Here is an 18,531-nt window from a genome sequence, read left to right as displayed (position 1 = left end):
GCTGCTAAAGACCGTTTAAAAGGTGTTTATATAGAGAATGAATCATGGGATCGTTGCTTCAAACGATATGACCGTGAGCACACCTTCTTCTATGCAGCCCCACCATATTGGCAGACCGCAGGCTATGACCAATCATTTGGCTGGGAGCAGTATGAATTACTGGCCAAAGTGATGGCAGAGAGTAAGGGTAAGGTCATGCTATCCATTAATGACCACCCTGATATCAGGGAATTGTTTAAAGATTTCCGTATCACTCAACTTGAATTGGCTTATACGGTCGGAAGAAATAAAACTGGTAAAGCCAGTGGAGAATTGGTCGTATGTAATTGGTAAAATAAAAAGCGACGGTATCGTCGCTTTTGTTTTCATTTCTGAATTGCAATTTATTTGGCACAGTCGATATTTTTAAAAGTGTCAAAATTTCCGCGAAACTATGACAAATCCGCCGCGACCTTACACTGACATACAAGCAGAGGCAAGATATGGCATTTACGACACGTTACACGGCTTCGCAGATGGCGCGAAACTGTCGGAGCATATCAACCAAGCCACAGCCAAGCAACGAGGAACAGCAGGCCGCGCCCTTATCCGCCAAATCCTCAAAGATGGAAAAGAAGCCGCCGCCCAAGCCGTAGAAGCTAGCCGCGCCCGATTCCTTGAGACCTTACCACCAATGGAGGGACAGGCGCGAAGAATTGCCCGCCGCTTCGCCCTTTTGGCCGCCGTCTTGGAATATGCCGCCCCTATTACCGGCATGAGACAAGGAGCAGGAGAAGCAGGAGTAAGGCAGTGTTTCAATGAATGGCTTGAAGAAAACGGCACAGGAAACCGCGAAGACCGCCGAATCATTGAGCAAGTAACCGCCTTTATGGACGTTAACGCCCTATCTATGCGCTTTTCAGACTGGAACGCCCAAACCACAAACCAAAATCACGCAGGTTATCGGAAACAAGAGGGAAGCATAGATGAATATTGGATAATCCCCTTTACCTTTGAAAATGAAGTCTGTAAAGGATATAGCCTGCGTAAAGTGTGTGAAGTCCTACATGATCACGAATGGTTAAAAAAAGCCGATAACGGCAGATGGCAACACCAGCGCAAACGCAACGGCAGTGCAAGCCGATTCTATGTTTTGATGGGAGAAGCCCCGCCCGACTTTGACGAATAACCAAGAGCAAGCCCGCTATTACCGACAATGGCGGGCTTTTTTACGTCCAAACATTCAGGCAGACCAACCAAGAAAGCATAAAATCAACAGGAAGCCCCTAAATTTCAAAAATTAGGACTGTTTGCCCCTTTCCTTATACCAACCCTTGTGTATCGAAATAAATATTGACTTTAACCCTAGGTCAAAGTTTATGATTTGTGTTCCTTTAGTTATCACATAGGCGAAAAACATGAAAAAACTTATGACTTTTATCACACTTAGCGCTATTGCAATTTCAAATTATGCCCAAGCTAATGAGCAACCGCATCAAGCACACATGAATATGCAAATGTCGACAGGTTCTGCAATGCAACAAGAATTAATGCAAGGTATGGATCAAATGAATCAAGACATGATGGCAGCTGCGCAATATAAAGATCCTGATGTTGCTTTTGCAGCAGGTATGCTGCCACACCATATTGGCGCAGTAAAAATGGCGGAAGTTGAATTAAAATACGGAAAGGATCCTGAAATGCGTAAGCTTGCTGAGGATATTATTAACGCACAACAAGCGGAAATTGAACAAATGCAAAAATGGCTTAAAGCACACAACAAAAAAAAGTAAGCCGTAGCCTGCATCCTCGCTAACCGCGTTCTTTAAAACCAAGGTGTAGCAACTGTATTTTTCACCCCGTCTGGCAAAAATACAGTTGCTACCCAATCAATGAAACACGTTTACAGCGCAATTTTAGTCTATTTACGCCATATCTACCCAAAAGGCAGGCAGTGGAATAAATAATTTCGACACCAATACGCGCGCGCGCGTAATAACGCAGTCCCTAGATTTTTGCAAGTCCATGAAAAGAAAGCAAAAGGCGGCGGGTAACCACTTAACCGGCACTGGTAACCAATGACAAGAGCATAACTTGTTACCGCATTATCGTTGATTTATAAAGGTTTTTAGGGGCTGGTAACCAAGTAACCAGAGTAACCAGTGCATTTTGTATATATATATAGCGTTTTAAATTTGAGATGGAAGCCGCCGGCCTAATCACTCAAATAACAACACGCACCAAAAAAAGTTATAATGACCGGCACTAGACTGCTAAATTATTTTTTGACCTTTGCAAAATGTGGTGATATTTGTGGGGATATTTGAATTGCTTTATTATTTTTATAATATAAAACAATGAATTATCTCTTTAGTTCATATCCCTCCGTCCGCACCACACTCAAAATGAGCAGCTTTCGGGCTGCTTTTTTTACATCTATTCCACTATATACCCTATTCAAAATCAAAACTGCTTTTAATTTTTTGACCTTTGCAAAAAAGGGGTTTATTTGGGGGTATAACAGACGTTTCCACTTATCTTTCAGACGGCCTATCATTTATGTTGAATCCATCGCAAAAACTTGTCGAATTGGTCCGTATCCTTGAAGAACGTGCCTATATTTTTCCGGGAGATCCCGTTCAGGCGACGGAAGCGTTGCGACATATTGATGGCGGCAACGAGGAAAAACTGATACACCGTGCCCAAATTATTGACCGCGACCAGCATTTGAAATATGTGTTGCAACAGGTGGAGACAGGCTCGTTTTGGCTTTGGATTGTTGCGGCGACGTTGTTGTTTACGGTCGGTTTTTCCAGTACTTATCTTTTGATGGACAATCAGGGGCTGAACTTTTTTCTGGTATTGGCCGGGATTTTGGGCATGAATACAGTCATGCTGCTGGTGTGGCTGGCGACTTTATTCCTGCATTTGAAAAATGTGCACTTTATCAGCAGTCCGGCAACTTGGTTCCGAGGCAAAGATCCTGTCAATCAGGCAATTTTGCGGCTTTATGTGGATGAATGGCGCAAACCGCAAACGCGTTGGCTGATTGGTGCAACTTCACACGGTCTGTGGCTATGCACGCTGTCGGGAATGTTGGTTTCTGTTTTGCTGCTGCTTTTGGTGCGTCAATATACGTTCAACTGGGAAAGTACGCTTTTAAGTAATACGGCATTGGTGAAAACGGTTGAGGCTTTGTCATGGCTGCCGGAACGTTTGGGCTTTCCTGTTCCCGACAGTCAGGCAGTAATTGCAGGCCGTCTGAACAATCATATCGAAGATGCACGCGCTTGGGCGGGTTTACTCATCGGCAGCATTATCTGCTATGGCATTCTGCCGCGCTTGCTTGCTTGGCTGGCTTGCAAGATTACTTTAAAAACCCTTCGCGAACGTTTGGATTTGAATCAGCCCTACTATCAAAACATCCTCCGCACATGGCAAACGAAAATTGTCGACGCCGATGATTTTCAGGAAAACATCGTTCCCGTTTCATCTAAAATTACGCTGAATAATGCGCCCAAATGGGCTGTTACACTGGAAACGGAATGGCCTGATCCGCTTTGGTTTTCCGGCGTTTTGGCGCAAGAATGGATAGACAAAGGCGTGGCCGCCGGCAGAAAAGATTTGGAACAATTAGAAGCCGAATTGAAACAAACTCCGGCGCAACTTCTCATCGGCGTACGCACGCAAACTGTTCCCGACCGCGGCATTTTGCGTCAAATCAGCCGCTTGGCCGAAGCTACGGACGGCGGCGTTATCATTCAGCTTTTGAATCAAGACAGTTTCTCTGAAGATTTGGATACCAAACTGGATTATTGGCGCGATGCGCTGGCAGAGAGAAACATTGCCTGGCTGGAGCCGACCCGTTTGGCACAAGAAAAACGGCAAAGCGCTATTTGACAGATAAACCGAAGGCCGTCTGAAAACTGATGTTTGGGTTTCAGACGGCCTTATTTATTGTTGAGGGTTCATCTTAATGATGTTCGTGGCGATGCTCTTGATGATGTTTGGGCTTGGCTGCGTGGTGTTTGGCTTTAGGTGCAGGTTTTTTCATTTTTTGCAGTTTGGCTTTTTCGTGCATACGCTCTTGTTTCGGATGCATTTCGTGTTTGCCGTGTGCAGAAGCGACAGGAGCAAATACCAAGCCGGCAGCCGCAACCATCAAAGAGGTCATTTGAATCAGTTTTTTCATATTTATCTTCTTTCAAGGAGTTGATTTGAGGTAAAAATAAGAATTTATTCGCACTCAAGCGATGGACAAATATTAATGGCTTTGACTGTCAGCTGCTGTCAGCATTCGGCGAAATCTGTTCAAAATTTGGCAATAGAAGTATGGCGACACAATGATGTAGCAAGGTTTTGAAAGTTTACCGTCAATTTTGACAAAACGTCTTTACACATTTCCCAAACGACAAAAAGCGCGAACCTTTCGATTCGCGCTTTTTTTCAGATGGCATCAATTATTTTTTGTCGTCTTTTACTTCTTCAAAGTCGGCATCTACGATGTCGTCGTCTTTCTTAGCGGAAGACGGTTCGGCTTGTGCGCTTTCGCCTGCTTGGGCTTCGGCTTGCGCTTGAGCGTAAACCATTTCACCCAATTTTTGGCTGGCTGCACCCAAAGATTCGGCCTTGGCATCGATAGCAGCTTTGTCGTCGCCTTTAACTGCTTCTTCAGCTTCTTTCAACGCAGCTTCGATTTTTTCTTTCTCGGCAGCGTCAAGTTTGTCGCCGTAGTCAGTCAGAGATTTTTTCACAGAATGAATCAGGGCTTCGGCTTGGTTGCGAGAAGCGACCAATTCAGTCAGCTTTTTATCTTCCTCAGCATTGGCTTCGGCATCTTTTACCATGCGTTCGATTTCTTCTTCGCTCAAACCTGAAGAACCTTGGATGGTAATGTTGGCCGCTTTGCCGGTGCCTTTGTCTTTGGCAGAAACGTGCAAGATACCGTTGGCATCGATGTCGAAAGTAACTTCAATTTGTGGCATACCGCGTGGTGCAGGTGCGATGTCGCCCAAGTTGAACTGACCCAAAGATTTGTTGGCAGAAGCGCGTTCGCGTTCGCCTTGCAGTACGTGGATGGTTACTGCGCTTTGGTTGTCTTCGGCAGTTGAGAACACTTGAGACGCTTTAGTCGGAATAGTAGTGTTCTTTTGAATCAGCTTGGTCATCACGCCGCCCATGGTTTCGATACCCAAAGACAGAGGAGTTACGTCCAGCAGCAATACGTCGCTACGGCCGCCGCTCAATACTTCGCCTTGAATCGCTGCACCTACGGCAACAGCTTCATCAGGGTTCACGTCTTTACGAGGCTCTTTACCGAAGAAGGCTTTAACGGCTTCTTGTACTTTCGGCATACGGCTTTGACCACCAACCAAAATCACGTCGTCGATATCGCTGGTGCTCAAGCCGGCATCTTTCAATGCGATTTTGCAAGGCTCGATAGAACGTTGGATCAAATCTTCAACCAGGCTTTCAAATTTGGCACGGGTAATTTTCATGGCCAAGTGTTTAGGACCGGTTGCATCCATAGTGATGTATGGCAGGTTGATTTCAGTTTGCTGACCGCTGGACAATTCGATTTTGGCTTTTTCAGCAGCTTCTTTCAGACGTTGCAGAGCCATTACGTCTTGTTTCAAATCAATGCCTTGTTCTTTTTTGAACTCGTCAATGATGTAGTCGATCAAGCGTTGGTCGAAGTCTTCACCGCCCAAGAAAGTATCGCCGTTGGTAGCTAATACTTCGAATTGTTTGTCGCCGTCGAGGTTGGCGATTTCGATGATGGAAATATCGAAAGTACCGCCACCCAAGTCATATACGGCTACTTTGCGGTCTTTGTTGTCGCCTTTGTCCATACCGAATGCCAAAGCGGCAGCGGTCGGCTCGTTGATGATACGTTTTACTTCCAAACCTGCGATGCGGCCTGCGTCTTTGGTGGCTTGACGTTGGCTGTCGTTGAAGTAGGCCGGAACGGTAATCACGGCTTCAGTGACTTTCTCGCCCAAGTAAGCTTCAGCGGCTTCTTTCATTTTACGCAAAACTTCTGCGGAAATTTGAGGAGGAGACAGCTCTTTGCCTTGTGCTTTCACCCATGCATCGCCGTTGTTGGCTTTGATAATTTCGAAAGGCATAGATTCGATGTCGCGTTGAACTTCTTTGTCTTCAAATTTGTGGCCGATCAAACGTTTGGCGGCGTAAATAGTGTTTTTAGCGTTGGTTACCGCTTGGCGTTTGGCAGGCGCGCCAACGAGGATTTCGCCGCCGTCCAAATAAGCGATAACGGAAGGAGTGGTGCGTGCGCCTTCTGCGTTTTCGATCACTTTGGTTTGACCGTTTTCAGAAATGGCCAAACAAGAGTTGGTTGTACCTAAGTCAATACCGATTACTTTTGCCATATTATGTTGCTCCTAATAAATAAACTTTTCTAAATTAATAATCCTGTGGAACATTTCGTTCCGATGGCTTGTAAATAAGGTTGCTTCATTTTTTTTCAAGGCTTAATTTGAATTTTTTTTTAAATTAAATTCAAGTATTTGATTTATTTATCCACAAGCCGTTTATTCTTTTTTCAGATGGCCGGCTTTAATTTTCCGATTCCGGTTTATCGGAATGATTTTCCAATAGCGGAACATCAGGCTTTAAAACCAGATAAGGCCGTCTGAAGATTTTATGCTTGATAAACTTTATCAAGCGGTGCCTTCAATCTTCTTTTTTCGCCACGACAACCATCGCAGGACGCAGCACACGGTCAGATAGTGTGTAGCCTTTTTTCATCACGCTGACGATGGTATTCGGCTCTTGCTCGCTGACGACTGCCTGCATCGCTTGATGTTGGTGCGGATCGAGTTTGTCACCCGGCTGTGGGTTGATTTCTTTAATGTGTGTGGCATCAAATGCTTTTTGCAGCTCGTTCAAAGTCATTTGCACGCCCATTTTCAGGGCATCGAAATTACCGCTTTGGTCGAGCAGCGCCATTTCAAGATAGTCTTTGACAGGCAGCATTTCGGCCGCAAATTTTTGTCCGGCGAATTTATGGGTATCGGCAATTTCTTGCTGATGGCGGCGGCGCAGGTTTTGCTCGTTTGCCAAACCGCGCAACTCGCTGTCTTTGAGTTGGCCTTCCAACTCGGTGACACGCGCCTGAAGCTCTTCGTAAGTCGGTTCTGCTTGTTCGGTTTCAACGGTTTCGGCAGTTTCTACGGCTGCCGCTTCTTCTGCTTCGTGTTGATGTTGTTCGTTATGCTCCGTCATTTCTGACATCCTTTTAGCGTGTTGATATTCGATGTTTCATATATAAGGCCGTCTGAAAAAACTTCAAGCATTTGAACGTCGATTATCAAATGCCTTGTTAAAAGACGTTGGAAAACGGTAAGATAGCCATCTGATTTTATTCTTCAGACGGCCTCGAATATGAAAAAAGACCATTTGAATTCAACCGATTTTAATCTGTGGCACACCATCCGCGAAGAAACCGAAGCTGCCGCCGCGGCCGAACCGATGCTGGCAAGCTTCCTGCATCAAACCGTGTTGCGCCACGATTCGCTCGATTCGGTACTTGCCTACCATCTTTCCAGCAAGCTCGGCAGCCCGATTATGGATGTGCGCGCGCTGTTTGAAATTTATCAGCAGGCTTTGAGCGTGGACACCCGTATCAGCAAATGTGTCGAGGCCGACTTGAAAGCCATTTACGAGCGCGATCCGGCTTGTGACGAATATTCGCTGCCGCTGTTGTATTTCAAAGGCTTCCACGCCGTACAGGCACACCGCATCAACCACTGGCTCTATCAAAACGGCCGTAAAACGCTGGCGTATTTCCTGCAAAACCGCATGTCGGAAGTCTTCGGTGTCGACATTCACCCGGCCGCCCGTTTCGGTCACGGTTTAATGCTCGACCATGCCACCGGTTTTGTGGCCGGCGAAACCGCCGTCTTGGGCAACAATATTTCCATCCTCCACGGCGTAACGCTGGGCGGTTCGGGCAAAGAAAGCGGCGACCGCCACCCAAAAATCGGCAATGGCGTGATGATTGGTGCGAACGCTTCGATTCTGGGCAACATCCGCATCGGCGAAAATGCCAAAATCGGCGCAGGCAGCGTGGTGGTTGCCGACGTGCCGTCTTCGATTACCGTTGTCGGCGTACCGGCCAAACCGGTCGGCCGCTCTTCCAAAACTCCGTCTGCCGATATGGATCAAAGCATTCAATTATCAACAACGGATTTTGTGATTTAAGCAATCTGCCATTTAAAAGGCCGTCTGAAAGATTTGTTCTTTCAGACGGCCTTTTATGATTTAAATCTTGGTGTTAATCGCGTTTGCGCAAGACTTCCAAATGCGTTTTAACCTGCTTGACTTTCTCTTTGGTAAACAAATTGGCAATGTTTTTCCAAATGCTGTGATAACCGTAAGGCCCGTGTTGCATTTCGGCTTTTGCCTCTTCCACCGGCCAGCCTTGATAAATGATGCGGTACATTCCGGCAATCAAACCGGTACGGTCCGCGCCGTGATAACAGTGGATAAGCACTGCGCCGTTTTGCTGTTGTTTTTCAATCAGGTATAGGATTTCCGCAATCTCTTTCGGCTTAATGCTCCATGACAGCAACGGACGGTTTAGCAAGGTCAAACCATACGCCTTCAAATGATCGTCATCGTTGCGGTCGAAAAAGCGCAGGTTGATCACGCTTTGAATGCCCAGCTTGACAATGGCTTCGCCATCTTCGACAACAGGCTGCTCGCTGCGGTAAAGCTTGTCGTCGATGCGATAAAGGTTGGCATCGTGTTTGACGGGGGTTGCCCAGCGTTCGGACTGAACGGCTTTGTTGCCGTTATCCGGCGGCGCGGACGAGCAAGCGATGGGCAAGCCGGAAGCGAGAAGGCACAATAAAAGACGGCGCATAAAATTCCTGTATGAAAATCAATTGAAAATCAAAATATCATACGATTCTATCAAAACCCGTTCGGATATTCTATCCGCGCAAACCGCGTTACAATAAAGCCTCTTTTTTCAGACGGCCTTTCATCATGACCTGCCTTGCTTGGAACACCACACCCACCCTTGCTACCCTTTGCCGCGCCATCGAACAACATACCGCGCCGCTTTATTTGATTGTCTGCCTGCCTGAAAACCGTATTCCCGATTTTCCACTGTCAAATCATCCCTCCGAGCTTGAAGGCCGTCTGAACAATCGTCTCGCTCAATCCGTGAAATGCCTTCAGTTCAACAGCGTCAATATTTTAGAAAACCTATTGCCTGATATGCATCTCTGGCTGGTTCCGCTACACCGTGCCGACCGCTTACACGAACATTTCCATCATATCGAATGGCAAACCGAAGCCATACCCCAATCCTCCCCTGTTCCTCTGAAACCTTGGTTCAGACGGCCTGAACATCAAGCCGCACCCGAACACGTCCTGATTATCGGCGCAGGCATTGCCGGCGCGGCAACCGCGCGCAAACTGGCGGAGCACGGCGTACGCGTTACGGTTTTGGAGGCAGGCAAAGCGGCGCAGGCAGGCAGCGGCAACCGCCAAGGCTTGCTCTACGCCAAAATCTCGCCACACGATACCGAACAAACCGAGCTGCTGCTGACAGGCTACGGCTACACGCGCCGATTATTGGAAGACTTGCTGCCTGATTCTGACGTATGGGGCGGCGACGGCGTATTGCATTTGAATTTTGACGAAAGCGAACGCAAACGCAATCAAGCCTTGGGTTTGCAACACCAGCATAAACACCTCTACCGCAGCGTATCTGCCGAAGAGGCTGCGCACATTGCAGGCATAGACGTATTTTCAGACGGCCTTTACTGGCCGCAAGGTGTATGGCTGAATCCGCCCACTGTCGTGCATGCCTTATTGAATCATCCGCTGATTGAGTTGCACGAACACTCGCCGCTGACCGCAGTATCGCATGACGGCACACACTGGACGGCACACACGCCAAACGCGCATTTCAATGCCAGCCATATCGTTTACTGCATGGGCGCGCACAGCCCGACTGCCGCTGACACCAATGTCTCCGCCCTGCCTTTCCGCCAAATCCGCGGACAAACCGGCGTTGTGTCCTCAAGCCCGTTTTCACAAATGCTGCGTTGCGCCATTTCCGGCGAAAGCTACATCAGCCCGAGCTGGCAAGGCCACCACTGCTACGGCGCGACATTTGTCCTCAACAGCAACGATGAAACTTGGTATCCGCACGAAGAAGCCGAAAATCGTGCCGCCCTACACCAACTCAATCCGCCATTGGCACAATCCCTGTTTGAGCAAGATTCGTTTTCAGACGGCCTTCAAGACACACAAGGCCATTCCGCCCTTCGTTGCGACAGCCCCGACCACTTACCCGTTGTCGGCGCACTCGGCGACATCGCCGCCATGCAGTCCGCCTACGCCAAACTGGCATTGGACAAAAACTACCGCCTCGACAATATCCCCTGCCCTTACCTGCCCAATGCCTACATCAATACGGCACACGGCACGCGCGGCCTGGCGACAGCCCCCATCTGCGCCGCAGCCATTGCAGCCGAAATACTTGGCTTGCCCCATCCGCTATCGCAAAGGCTGAGAACCGCACTACACCCCAACCGCGCCATCATCCGCGCGATTGTTCGGCAGCATCCGTTGTTGTCCGTTTAAAATTTTCGTTTTAAATAAAAAAGGCCGTCTGAAAGTCATCAAAACTTTCAGACGGCCTTTAGCTATCCGTTAACTGCTTAGAATTTCCATTCCAGCGATACAGCGTAATTGCGGCCTGGGGCGCGGTAGCGGTCTAAGCCTTTGCCATCGCGGTCAACCCCGTTGGTGGTGCTGTAGCTGTACAGGCCGCGCAGGGAGTCCCAAGTGGTGTATTTGCGGTTGAACATATTGTACACACCGGCACGCAAAGTCAGGTTTTTAGCCGGTTTGTAGAAGCCGTACATATCAAACACATAAGCCGATTTGTTCAGCCATGGATAATCTACTACTTTTTCTTGCAAAGGCGTACCCCAACCGGTGTTTTCAAACACGGTGTACTGCGCATCTTTAGCTTTTTTCGCACCCAAATAAGTCAGGCGGGAGAATACACCCCATTTTTCGCTTGGGCTTTCATAGTCGACACCGGCAATCACTTTCAGAGGCTGAGTGGACAGCAGGCTGTTGTTGCCTGACAGTTTGCTCTTCGCGTAACCGACAGAACCAAACAATTTCCAGCCTTCAGGTACAAAAGAAACCACTTGACCTAAATTCAGACGGCCTGTCAGCTCAAGACCACGGATTCGGGCCTTGTCGATATTTTGCATCTGCCATTCCAGTTTTTCGGAATAAGGATTGCTACAAATACCATAGTAGTAATTCATCTGAGTACAGCCGACATCGCCGCTGGTGGTCAGCTTCTGCTCTTCAGACAAGAAGTTGCGGTAATTGCTTTGATACAGGTTGGCATCCAAAGTACCTTTTTCGCTGCGGCCTTGCAGAGAAAGGGTATGGGTGGTGCTGCGCTCGGCTTTCAGGTTCGGATTAGGCAACCAGGTACCTGAGCCGTGGTTGTAAGTGAAATACACTTCAGACGCATTCGGCACGCGGAAACCGGAAGTTACATCGTAACCCAAACGCCATGTCTGACTCAGCTGTGCAGCCAAGCCGACAAAACCGCTCCAGCCTTTATAAGTGTTGGCTGCAGGTGGTGTTTTGTCACAAGCATGACACTCGGCATTCAGTTGCTGCGGCGTCATTTTGGTGTAGTCGTAACGGATACCTGCACGGCTGCTGAACACGTCGTTCCATTGGATTTGGTCAGACAGCGAGAAACCGTAGTTGTTGGTTTTCACTGGATGCTGAATCGTGCTGGACGTGCGTAAAATACGGCCGCTGAAGTAGTAGTCGTCGCGGTTTAAGTTTTCAAACTCACGCTGGCTGGCGAAAGTTTTAAACGACAAGCGATGTTGGCCGCCCATTTGCAACGGTTGGCTGTCCATACGCAATGTAATGCGTTTGAAGGTTGTATCCATGCTGCGGTTGTAGATTTCGTCCAAATCCTTCTGATTATAGTTGCGCGTCCAGGTAGAATAATCCATCGGGAACGAGCCTTTGTTGTTAACCGCCGCTACTTTGGTTTTCTGATAATCGAAGTCCGCTTTCAACAACGACAACCAATTCGAATCGGGCGTCCACTCGTAAAACAGGTTGGCATTGCGCCGTCTGTTTACGTCATCGGCTTCGCGCCAAGAAGAAGCGGTCAGGTTATAAGACTCTTCGATCGTGTAATTGTGGCCTTGCTGACCGTTGAGAGATGCGCCGATACGATGGTTGTCGTTGATTTGATAAGCAATCTTACCCAAGAAGCTGTGGTATTTATGTTTGGACGGGTCAGGAATACCGCGCGCAGAACCACGGATATTCGCTCCGCTGCCGGCGCCCTCTACCGGATAACCACGCTCGCCCGCGCTTTCAGTCTCATGACCGCGACGTTGCGAATACAGCAAAGCAGCATCCACGCGGTCGTTGCTCACGCCGAAACCGAGTGTATTTGTCCATTCGCGGTTGCGGCTGCTGTAACCGTTTTTCATCATCACGCCGAACTGACGCTCAGGCAACAGCAAATCATGACCTTGCAGGGTTTGGTAATTCACGCCGCCACCCAATGCACCGCTACCGGTATTGAAAGAGTCTGCGCCCTTCACGATTTCGATGTTGCGCACGAGTTCGGGGTCGATAGACAGACGCGAGCTGTTGAAGTTGCCATAACGGGCATACAGCGAGTTTTCTTCGGAATCAGGCAGGTTTACACCGTCAATGCTGACGCCGACACGGTTGCCTTCCACGCCGCGTACGGCAAAGCCTTTTTGATGGCGGCCACTGTCGCTCAAGCCAACGTCGGTGGAATAACGTACCAAGTCTTTGTTGTCACGTACCATTTCTTGTTGGATACGGCCAAGGTTGACACGTTCCACGGCCGCAGGCGCATTGCGCTGGCCTTTAACGCGGACTTCTTTTATTTCTGCTTTAACGGGTGTGGTTTCGGTTGCAGCTTCATCCGCTGCCAAGACTGAATTGCCGAAAATACTGCCGACCAGCGCGGCAATAGGGAGCATTTGTAATGGTTTCATATTATCAACTCAAGATGTAATGGATTGTTCATCCATCAGTTAATGCATAAAAAATTTCTGATAATCATTAATGATTAATAAGACAGCAACCCGTTCAAACAAAACTTTGTAGTGTAATTAAAGGTCTCTGCAAACATCTACGCCGAGACCTTGTCTGTTTGATTTAATTATTTTTTAGAGTCTGTGCGGTGTCATACCTTCAGGTGCTTCCGCACCTTCCGGTAAACCGAAGGTTTCACGCAGAATCACTTTATAGAATTCAAAAGCTTCGCGCGCGCCTTGAATGGCTTCCGCTTCAGCTTCCGGAGTCAAGTTCAAAGCATTCAGATGCTCGACAAAAGCGCGCCAGTGTTTGCCGCGGCCGTTCGGATGAGGAGCCAGGTGGCGTGCGCCAAATTCGCCGGTGTATTCGAGTTTTTGAGCGTGTTTGAACAAGAATGCCGCGCCCAAATTAGAACCTTCGGCGCAATACAGCCAGCCGATGGCTTTATTACCGGTTTCGTGTGGCAATTCTTTGTCAAATTTGTAAGGCTCTTCGCCCAAGTCTTTCAAGTCTTGAGTCACGGCATCGTAACGCGCCATGTATTCAAGCTCTGGAATGGCTTTGTTCAATTCGGCATCTTTATAGATGTGATCGACGGCCTTATGGAAAACAGATTGAAGTTTCAAGAATTTGATGTAGTTTTCTTTGCTGGAAAAAGGCTGAACGGACATAACCAAGTTATCAACGCTGTCGTGCGTTGTCGTGGTTTGCTCTTTCAAGCGTTTGGCGAAAGTCAGCTCTTGTGTTTCACTCATGATGTTTCCTTTGAATTAAGAGACTAATGGTTTCAGACGGCCTTTATAGTTAAAAATACCGTCTAATTTGAAAAGAATCGTTTTAAAAACAAAGAAGATAATTTTTAACCTGCTTCAGATTCGTTGACCGCGTACCTTCCACAGATCTACAAGACTCATCGTGTTTTTAAATATTGAGAATATATATTATTTTTAATATAATAACAATAAACCAAACTAAGACCTATTAATAAAATTTAACAGCCCATAGCAATAACCTTCTAAACCCTTTTCAAACTTTTCAGACGGCCCAAACCTTATTAAGCAGCCGCCATTCAATCAAATATCGACCTAAATTTGGGCTATCCTTCTGTTTTCCTTTATAATGCGACATTCTTTGCACCTTCTTTATCCCCTGCCGAACCATGAAACGGATTCCTGCCTACCATCGCTGGTGGCGCTACAAGTCTTATCTTCCTGATGCGACGCTGCCTGCACATACGGTGGAATGCCCGGATTGCGGCTGCCGTATGGATATTCCGCGCCTGCGTCAGGGACAGGAAGCGCATTGTCCGGTGTGCAACCATGAAATTGTGGAGGTGGAAAACAATCCGTATATCGCGCCGATTGCCTATGCGCTGACAACCTTGATTCTGATGGCGTTCGCGTACAATATGGTGTATATCCGCGTGGATTTGTTCGGCGTAACATCGATTTTGTCGTTGCCGCAAATGATGCGGCTTTTGATTTCGCTGGATTACGGTTTTCTGGCGGAAGTGATGTTTATCCTCACCTTCGGCGCGCCCTTACTGTTTCTGCTGCTCTGCCTTTATGTTTATACGGCTTTGATACGCGAAAAGGCCTACCCTGCGCTGCGCTTTGCAACGCGTGTATTGGTGCGGTTACGTCATTGGATCATGGTGGATGTGTTTTTCATTTCCACTTTGGTGGCGTATATCAAGCTCTCGTCCGTTGCTACAGTAGAGTTCGGCTCGGCGTTTTACCTGATGTTTCCGTTGTCGGTCATGCTGATTCGGACTTCGGTATCGATTCCGCAGCATTGGGTTTATTATAAGATTCACCGTTTAACCGGCGGCCATGCGGTTCAGACGGCCACTGAAGACAAAATCTGTTGCAGCCGCTGCCTGTATTTCCGCAATAAAAACGAGCAACCTTGCGGCGTATGCGGTGCAGACTTATACCGCCGCCGCCCGAAAAGTCTGAGCATTTCGCTGGCGTTTTTAATGGCGGCGTTTATCCTGTATTTCCCTGCCAACATCCTGCCGATTATGATTTCGTCCAATCCGACGGCTTTGGAGATCAACACGATTTTCAACGGCATTGTTTATATGTGGGACGATGGCGATCGGTTGATTGCCGTGATTATCTTTAGTGCCAGTATTATGGTGCCGGTTTTGAAGATTATTGCGATGGCGGTTTTGATTTATTCCGCATACTTCAAACCCGTGATGAGCGCGGAAAAGATGTCGGTTTTGTATCGGATCACCGAATCCATCGGCCGCTGGTCGATGATTGATATTTTTGTGATTATTATTTTGATGAGTTCGTTCCACACCAATATGGCGCGCGTCGTGCCGGGTGGTGCGGCGATTTACTTCTGCCTGGTTGTTATTTTGACCATGCTTTCGGCCTATTATTTCGATCCCCGTCTGATTTGGGACAAGCAACAGCAGCTTTCAGACGGCCTTGATTCTGAGCAGACCTTAAAACAATGAAAAAACACGATTCTTCACCCAATTATCACGCCCCGGCGCGTGTCAAGAAAACCAATGTCTTCACGTCTATCGTGTGGCTGATTCCGCTGATTGCGCTGATTGCCGGCGGCTGGCTTTTGGTTAAAGACATCCGCAACCGCGGCCCTGTCGTTACGCTGTTGATGGACAGTGCCGAAGGCATCGAAGTCAACAACACCATTATTAAAGTGTTGAACGTCGATGTCGGACACGTTACCCGCATCAAATTGCGCGACGACCAAAAAGGCGTGGAAGTCACTGCACAGCTCAGCGCCGATGCCAAAGACCTTATCCGCAGCGATACCCAATTTTGGGTGGTCAAACCACGTATCGACCAAAGCGGCGTTACCGGCTTGGGAACCTTACTTTCCGGCTCATATATCGCATTCACACCAGGCAAAAGCCAAGAAACCAAAGATGTATTTGTCGTCCAAGACATTCCACCGATTGCCGCCATCGGTCAAAGCGGCCTGCGCCTGAATTTGATCGGCAAAAACGACCGCATCCTCAACGTCAGCAGCCCGGTTTTGTATGAAAATTTTATGGTCGGCCAAGTAGAAAGCGCGCATTTCGACCCGTCCGACCAAAGCGTGCATTACACCATTTTCATCCAAAGCCCCAACGACAAACTGATTAATTCCGCCAGCCGTTTTTGGCTGGAAAGTGGCATCAATATCGAAACCACAGGCAGCGGTGTCAAACTTAACTCCGCCCCTCTGCCTGCCCTGCTGTCCGGTGCGATTTCCTTTGACTCGCCTAAAACAAGCGACAGCAAAAACGTCAAAAGCGAAGACAGCTTCACGCTTTATGACAGCCGCAGCGAAGTGGCCAATCTGCCTGACGACCGCTCGCTGTATTACACTGCATTCTTCAAACAATCCGTACGCGGCCTGACTGCCGGTTCGCCTGTCGAATACAAAGGCCTGAATGTCGGCGTGGTTTCCGATGTCCCTTATTTCGACCGCAATGACAGCCTGCACTTATTTGAAAACGGTTGGATTCCCGTGCGTATCCGCATCGAGCCTTCCCGTTTGGAAATCAATGCCGACGAGCAAAGTAAAGAACATTGGAAACAACAATTTCAGACGGCCCTAAACAAAGGCCTGACCGCCACCATCTCCAGTAACAACCTGCTGACCGGCAGCAAAATGATTGAGTTGAACGATCAGCCTTCCGCCTCGCCTAAGCTGCGACCGCATACCGTTTATGCAGGCGATACCGTTATCGCAACCCAAGGCGGCGGTTTGGACGATTTGCAGGCAAAAGTGGCCGACTTGTTAGATAAGTTCAACAATCTGCCATTGGATAAAACCGTTGCCGGCTTGAACGGTTCGCTTGCCGAACTCAAGTCCACACTCAAATCTGCCAATGCCGCCCTAAGCTCTATCGACAAACTGGTCAGCAAACCGCAGACACAAAACATTCCGAACGAGTTGAACCAAACCCTGAAAGAGTTGCGTCAAACCCTGCAAGGCGTATCGCCTCAATCGCCTATCTACGGCGACGTACAAAATACGCTGCAAAGTTTGGACAAAACCTTAAAAGACGTTCAACCCGTGATTAATACTTTGAAAGAAAAACCCAACGCGCTGATTTTTAACAGCAGCAGCAAAGACCCTATCCCGAAAGGAAGCCGATAATGCGCCTCTTCCCGATTGCCGCCGCCCTGACGCTTGCCGCCTGCGGCACTGCGCAAAGCACACAATATTTCGTCCTACCCGACAGCCAGTACATCCGTCCGGCTGCACAAGGCAACGAAATCGCGGTCAAAGTCAACCTTGCCGAACCGCTTGCCAACGGCGGCCTCGTTTACCAAACCGATGCCTATCATGTGAATCTGGCGAAAAACCACCTTTGGGCGGCTCCGCTCGATGGTGCATTGGCGGCAAACCTCAGCAACAAGCTCAACCGCCTCAATCCGCATCGCACCTTTGTGCCTGCTTCACGTAGCCAAAGCAGCCAAACCCTGAAAGTCTATATCGAAGCCTTCCAAGGCAGCTATCAGGGGCAGACCACCATCAGCGGTTATGCACAATGGCCGGACGGACGCAGCAAACCGTTTAACGCCATCACGCCGCAACAAGGCGACGGCTATACCGCCATGCTCGAATCGTTGGAAAACGGTTTGTCACAGGTTGCCGATACGATTGCCTATTAAACCCAAAGGCCGTCTGAAAAAACTTTCAGACGGCCTTTTTTATGTTTCAAACATTCATCACAACGCGCGGTCAAAATACAAAGCCACGCCGGAACGTTCGCTCATCGCCAACAAATAATCCATCAATTTCTGCGGCCATTGGATACCACGCACAACGGTCAGGTTGCGCAAAATAGGGAACGTCAGGATATCTTCCAAACTGATTTCACCGCCCAAGCCTTCGCCTTCGCACACCAGCGCTTCCAGCTCTGCCAAGTCTTGATGCAGACGCTCCAGATATTGTGCCGTTTTATTCAGATTAGTCTCGAAATTGCCGATACTTTTCTCTTTTTTGTCGATAAAGTATTTTTTCGCTTCATCGGTCTCAAATTCGGGCAAACCAATTTTGACCATGCGCGGCTGTACCAGTTTGTTATTGTATTCACCCACTTTGTCCAACCAAGCCTGTACTTCTGGACGAACTTCTTCTTTCAGACGGCCTTGATCGATGTAACGGACAATATCCAAACTCTCGCCCATAAACGAACCGTCTTCTTTTTGCAGAATCGGCACTTGTTTTGAGCCAATCATGCCAATCGGTGTAGTTTCGTCATCGTTAGCCAAGACAACTTCCTCCACCGCCACATCGCGCAAGCCGAAAATCATCCTTGCACGAACGCAAAACGGGCAATGGTCGTAAATATACAGTTTCATCGAAATACTCCTTAAAATTTCAAAACGGTTAACCATAACACCCAAGGCCGTCTGAAACAAGGCTTCCTGAAACATAGTGCCACATTCGCATACA

16 protein-coding genes are annotated in these 18,531 nt (G+C 48.2%); 9 read left to right on the top strand and 7 right to left on the bottom strand.

All coding sequences use genetic code 11. From position 1 onward, the window contains the following. From HMPREF2696_RS05910 to HMPREF2696_RS05890, 4 genes are all read left to right on the top strand, one after another. Positions 1-333 (top strand): DNA adenine methylase (locus HMPREF2696_RS05910; protein ID WP_070588090.1); only part of this gene is annotated, 333 nt, incomplete at its 5' end. Between the two features lie 100 nt (positions 334-433). Continuing rightward, positions 434-1,168, top strand: coding sequence for a hypothetical protein (locus tag HMPREF2696_RS05905; RefSeq protein ID WP_210383759.1), 735 nt, complete (start codon positions 434-436; stop codon positions 1,166-1,168). 229 nt (positions 1,169-1,397) lie between these two features. Further along, a complete protein-coding gene (locus HMPREF2696_RS05900; protein ID WP_070440423.1) occupies positions 1,398-1,772 on the top strand; it encodes a CopM family metallochaperone in 375 nt (124 codons plus the stop codon). 766 nt (positions 1,773-2,538) lie between these two features. Beyond that, positions 2,539-3,879, top strand: coding sequence for a DUF2868 domain-containing protein (locus HMPREF2696_RS05890; RefSeq protein WP_049336242.1), 1,341 nt, complete (start codon positions 2,539-2,541; stop codon positions 3,877-3,879). A gap of 73 nt (positions 3,880-3,952) precedes the next feature. Here the strand turns inward: HMPREF2696_RS05890 and HMPREF2696_RS05885 are convergent, their stop codons facing one another. The 3 genes from HMPREF2696_RS05885 to grpE form a co-directional block, all read right to left on the bottom strand. After that, positions 3,953-4,171, bottom strand: coding sequence for a hypothetical protein (locus HMPREF2696_RS05885; protein ID WP_049336244.1), 219 nt, complete (start codon positions 4,169-4,171; stop codon positions 3,953-3,955). A gap of 268 nt (positions 4,172-4,439) precedes the next feature. Continuing rightward, on the bottom strand, positions 4,440-6,371 hold the full coding sequence (gene dnaK, locus HMPREF2696_RS05880; protein ID WP_070588087.1) for a molecular chaperone DnaK: 1,932 nt from the start codon (positions 6,369-6,371) through the stop codon (positions 4,440-4,442). 304 nt (positions 6,372-6,675) lie between these two features. After that, a complete protein-coding gene (grpE, locus tag HMPREF2696_RS05875) occupies positions 6,676-7,236 on the bottom strand; it encodes a nucleotide exchange factor GrpE (RefSeq protein WP_049336248.1) in 561 nt (186 codons plus the stop codon). A 150-nt stretch (positions 7,237-7,386) separates the two neighbouring features. Here grpE and cysE point away from each other — a divergent pair, with 150 nt between their 5' ends. Beyond that, positions 7,387-8,205 carry a serine O-acetyltransferase gene (cysE, locus tag HMPREF2696_RS05870; protein ID WP_004520667.1) on the top strand — a complete coding sequence of 273 codons (819 nt, stop codon included), beginning with the start codon at positions 7,387-7,389 and terminating at the stop codon, positions 8,203-8,205. Between the two features lie 73 nt (positions 8,206-8,278). Here cysE and HMPREF2696_RS05865 read toward each other — a convergent pair whose 3' ends face one another. Further along, positions 8,279-8,869, bottom strand: coding sequence for a tyrosine-protein phosphatase (locus HMPREF2696_RS05865; RefSeq protein ID WP_070588085.1), 591 nt, complete (start codon positions 8,867-8,869; stop codon positions 8,279-8,281). A gap of 125 nt (positions 8,870-8,994) precedes the next feature. Here HMPREF2696_RS05865 and mnmC point away from each other — a divergent pair, with 125 nt between their 5' ends. Next, positions 8,995-10,605 (top strand): FAD-dependent 5-carboxymethylaminomethyl-2-thiouridine(34) oxidoreductase MnmC1, encoded by a 1,611-nt coding sequence (mnmC, locus tag HMPREF2696_RS05860; protein ID WP_070588083.1) that lies wholly within the window; start codon positions 8,995-8,997, stop codon positions 10,603-10,605. 77 nt (positions 10,606-10,682) lie between these two features. Here the strand turns inward: mnmC and HMPREF2696_RS05855 are convergent, their stop codons facing one another. Beyond that, positions 10,683-13,055, bottom strand: coding sequence for a TonB-dependent hemoglobin/transferrin/lactoferrin family receptor (locus tag HMPREF2696_RS05855; protein ID WP_070588082.1), 2,373 nt, complete (start codon positions 13,053-13,055; stop codon positions 10,683-10,685). Between the two features lie 174 nt (positions 13,056-13,229). Beyond that, complete coding sequence (locus HMPREF2696_RS05850; protein WP_049329094.1) at positions 13,230-13,853, bottom strand: biliverdin-producing heme oxygenase; 624 nt, start codon at positions 13,851-13,853, stop codon at positions 13,230-13,232. Between the two features lie 404 nt (positions 13,854-14,257). Here HMPREF2696_RS05850 and HMPREF2696_RS05845 point away from each other — a divergent pair, with 404 nt between their 5' ends. The 3 genes from HMPREF2696_RS05845 to HMPREF2696_RS05835 are packed head-to-tail and all read left to right on the top strand — an operon-like array spanning position 14,258 to position 17,744. Beyond that, on the top strand, positions 14,258-15,568 hold the full coding sequence (locus HMPREF2696_RS05845; RefSeq protein WP_079453990.1) for a paraquat-inducible protein A: 1,311 nt from the start codon (positions 14,258-14,260) through the stop codon (positions 15,566-15,568). After that, positions 15,565-17,226 carry an intermembrane transport protein PqiB gene (gene pqiB / locus HMPREF2696_RS05840; protein ID WP_049344638.1) on the top strand — a complete coding sequence of 554 codons (1,662 nt, stop codon included), beginning with the start codon at positions 15,565-15,567 and terminating at the stop codon, positions 17,224-17,226. Before HMPREF2696_RS05845 ends, pqiB begins: the two co-directional genes overlap by 4 nt. Next, positions 17,226-17,744, top strand: a complete 519-nt coding sequence (locus HMPREF2696_RS05835) for a PqiC family protein (protein ID WP_004520659.1) — start codon at positions 17,226-17,228, stop codon at positions 17,742-17,744. The genes pqiB and HMPREF2696_RS05835 overlap by 1 nt, the downstream gene beginning before the upstream one ends. A 57-nt stretch (positions 17,745-17,801) precedes the next feature. Here HMPREF2696_RS05835 and HMPREF2696_RS05830 read toward each other — a convergent pair whose 3' ends face one another. Then, the gene (locus HMPREF2696_RS05830; protein WP_004520658.1) at positions 17,802-18,512 is read right to left on the bottom strand and encodes a GrxB family glutaredoxin; all 711 of its coding nucleotides are present in this window, start codon (positions 18,510-18,512) and stop codon (positions 17,802-17,804) included. Positions 18,513-18,531 lie beyond the last annotated feature (19 nt).

Origin of the sequence: Neisseria sp. HMSC058F07, from assembly GCF_001810035.1 — a bacterium.
GTDB lineage: Bacteria > Pseudomonadota > Gammaproteobacteria > Burkholderiales > Neisseriaceae > Neisseria > Neisseria perflava.
Note: the sequence above shows the minus strand (reverse complement) of the source record. Positions and strands in the feature narration are given on the sequence as shown.

Bases quoted from the DNA above. Each gene is read 5' to 3' on its own strand.
- HMPREF2696_RS05905 (WP_210383759.1), top strand. From the start codon at position 434: ATGACAAATCCGCCGCGACCTTACACTGACATACAAGCAGAGGCAAGA.
- HMPREF2696_RS05900 (WP_070440423.1), top strand. From the start codon at position 1,398: ATGAAAAAACTTATGACTTTTATCACACTTAGCGCTATTGCAATTTCA.
- HMPREF2696_RS05890 (WP_049336242.1), top strand. From the start codon at position 2,539: ATGTTGAATCCATCGCAAAAACTTGTCGAATTGGTCCGTATCCTTGAA.
- HMPREF2696_RS05885 (WP_049336244.1), bottom strand. From the start codon at position 4,171: ATGAAAAAACTGATTCAAATGACCTCTTTGATGGTTGCGGCTGCCGGC.
- dnaK (WP_070588087.1), bottom strand. From the start codon at position 6,371: ATGGCAAAAGTAATCGGTATTGACTTAGGTACAACCAACTCTTGTTTG.
- grpE (WP_049336248.1), bottom strand. From the start codon at position 7,236: ATGTCAGAAATGACGGAGCATAACGAACAACATCAACACGAAGCAGAA.
- cysE (WP_004520667.1), top strand. From the start codon at position 7,387: ATGAAAAAAGACCATTTGAATTCAACCGATTTTAATCTGTGGCACACC.
- HMPREF2696_RS05865 (WP_070588085.1), bottom strand. From the start codon at position 8,869: ATGCGCCGTCTTTTATTGTGCCTTCTCGCTTCCGGCTTGCCCATCGCT.
- mnmC (WP_070588083.1), top strand. From the start codon at position 8,995: ATGACCTGCCTTGCTTGGAACACCACACCCACCCTTGCTACCCTTTGC.
- HMPREF2696_RS05855 (WP_070588082.1), bottom strand. From the start codon at position 13,055: ATGAAACCATTACAAATGCTCCCTATTGCCGCGCTGGTCGGCAGTATT.
- HMPREF2696_RS05850 (WP_049329094.1), bottom strand. From the start codon at position 13,853: ATGAGTGAAACACAAGAGCTGACTTTCGCCAAACGCTTGAAAGAGCAA.
- HMPREF2696_RS05845 (WP_079453990.1), top strand. From the start codon at position 14,258: ATGAAACGGATTCCTGCCTACCATCGCTGGTGGCGCTACAAGTCTTAT.
- pqiB (WP_049344638.1), top strand. From the start codon at position 15,565: ATGAAAAAACACGATTCTTCACCCAATTATCACGCCCCGGCGCGTGTC.
- HMPREF2696_RS05835 (WP_004520659.1), top strand. From the start codon at position 17,226: ATGCGCCTCTTCCCGATTGCCGCCGCCCTGACGCTTGCCGCCTGCGGC.
- HMPREF2696_RS05830 (WP_004520658.1), bottom strand. From the start codon at position 18,512: ATGTTTCAGGAAGCCTTGTTTCAGACGGCCTTGGGTGTTATGGTTAAC.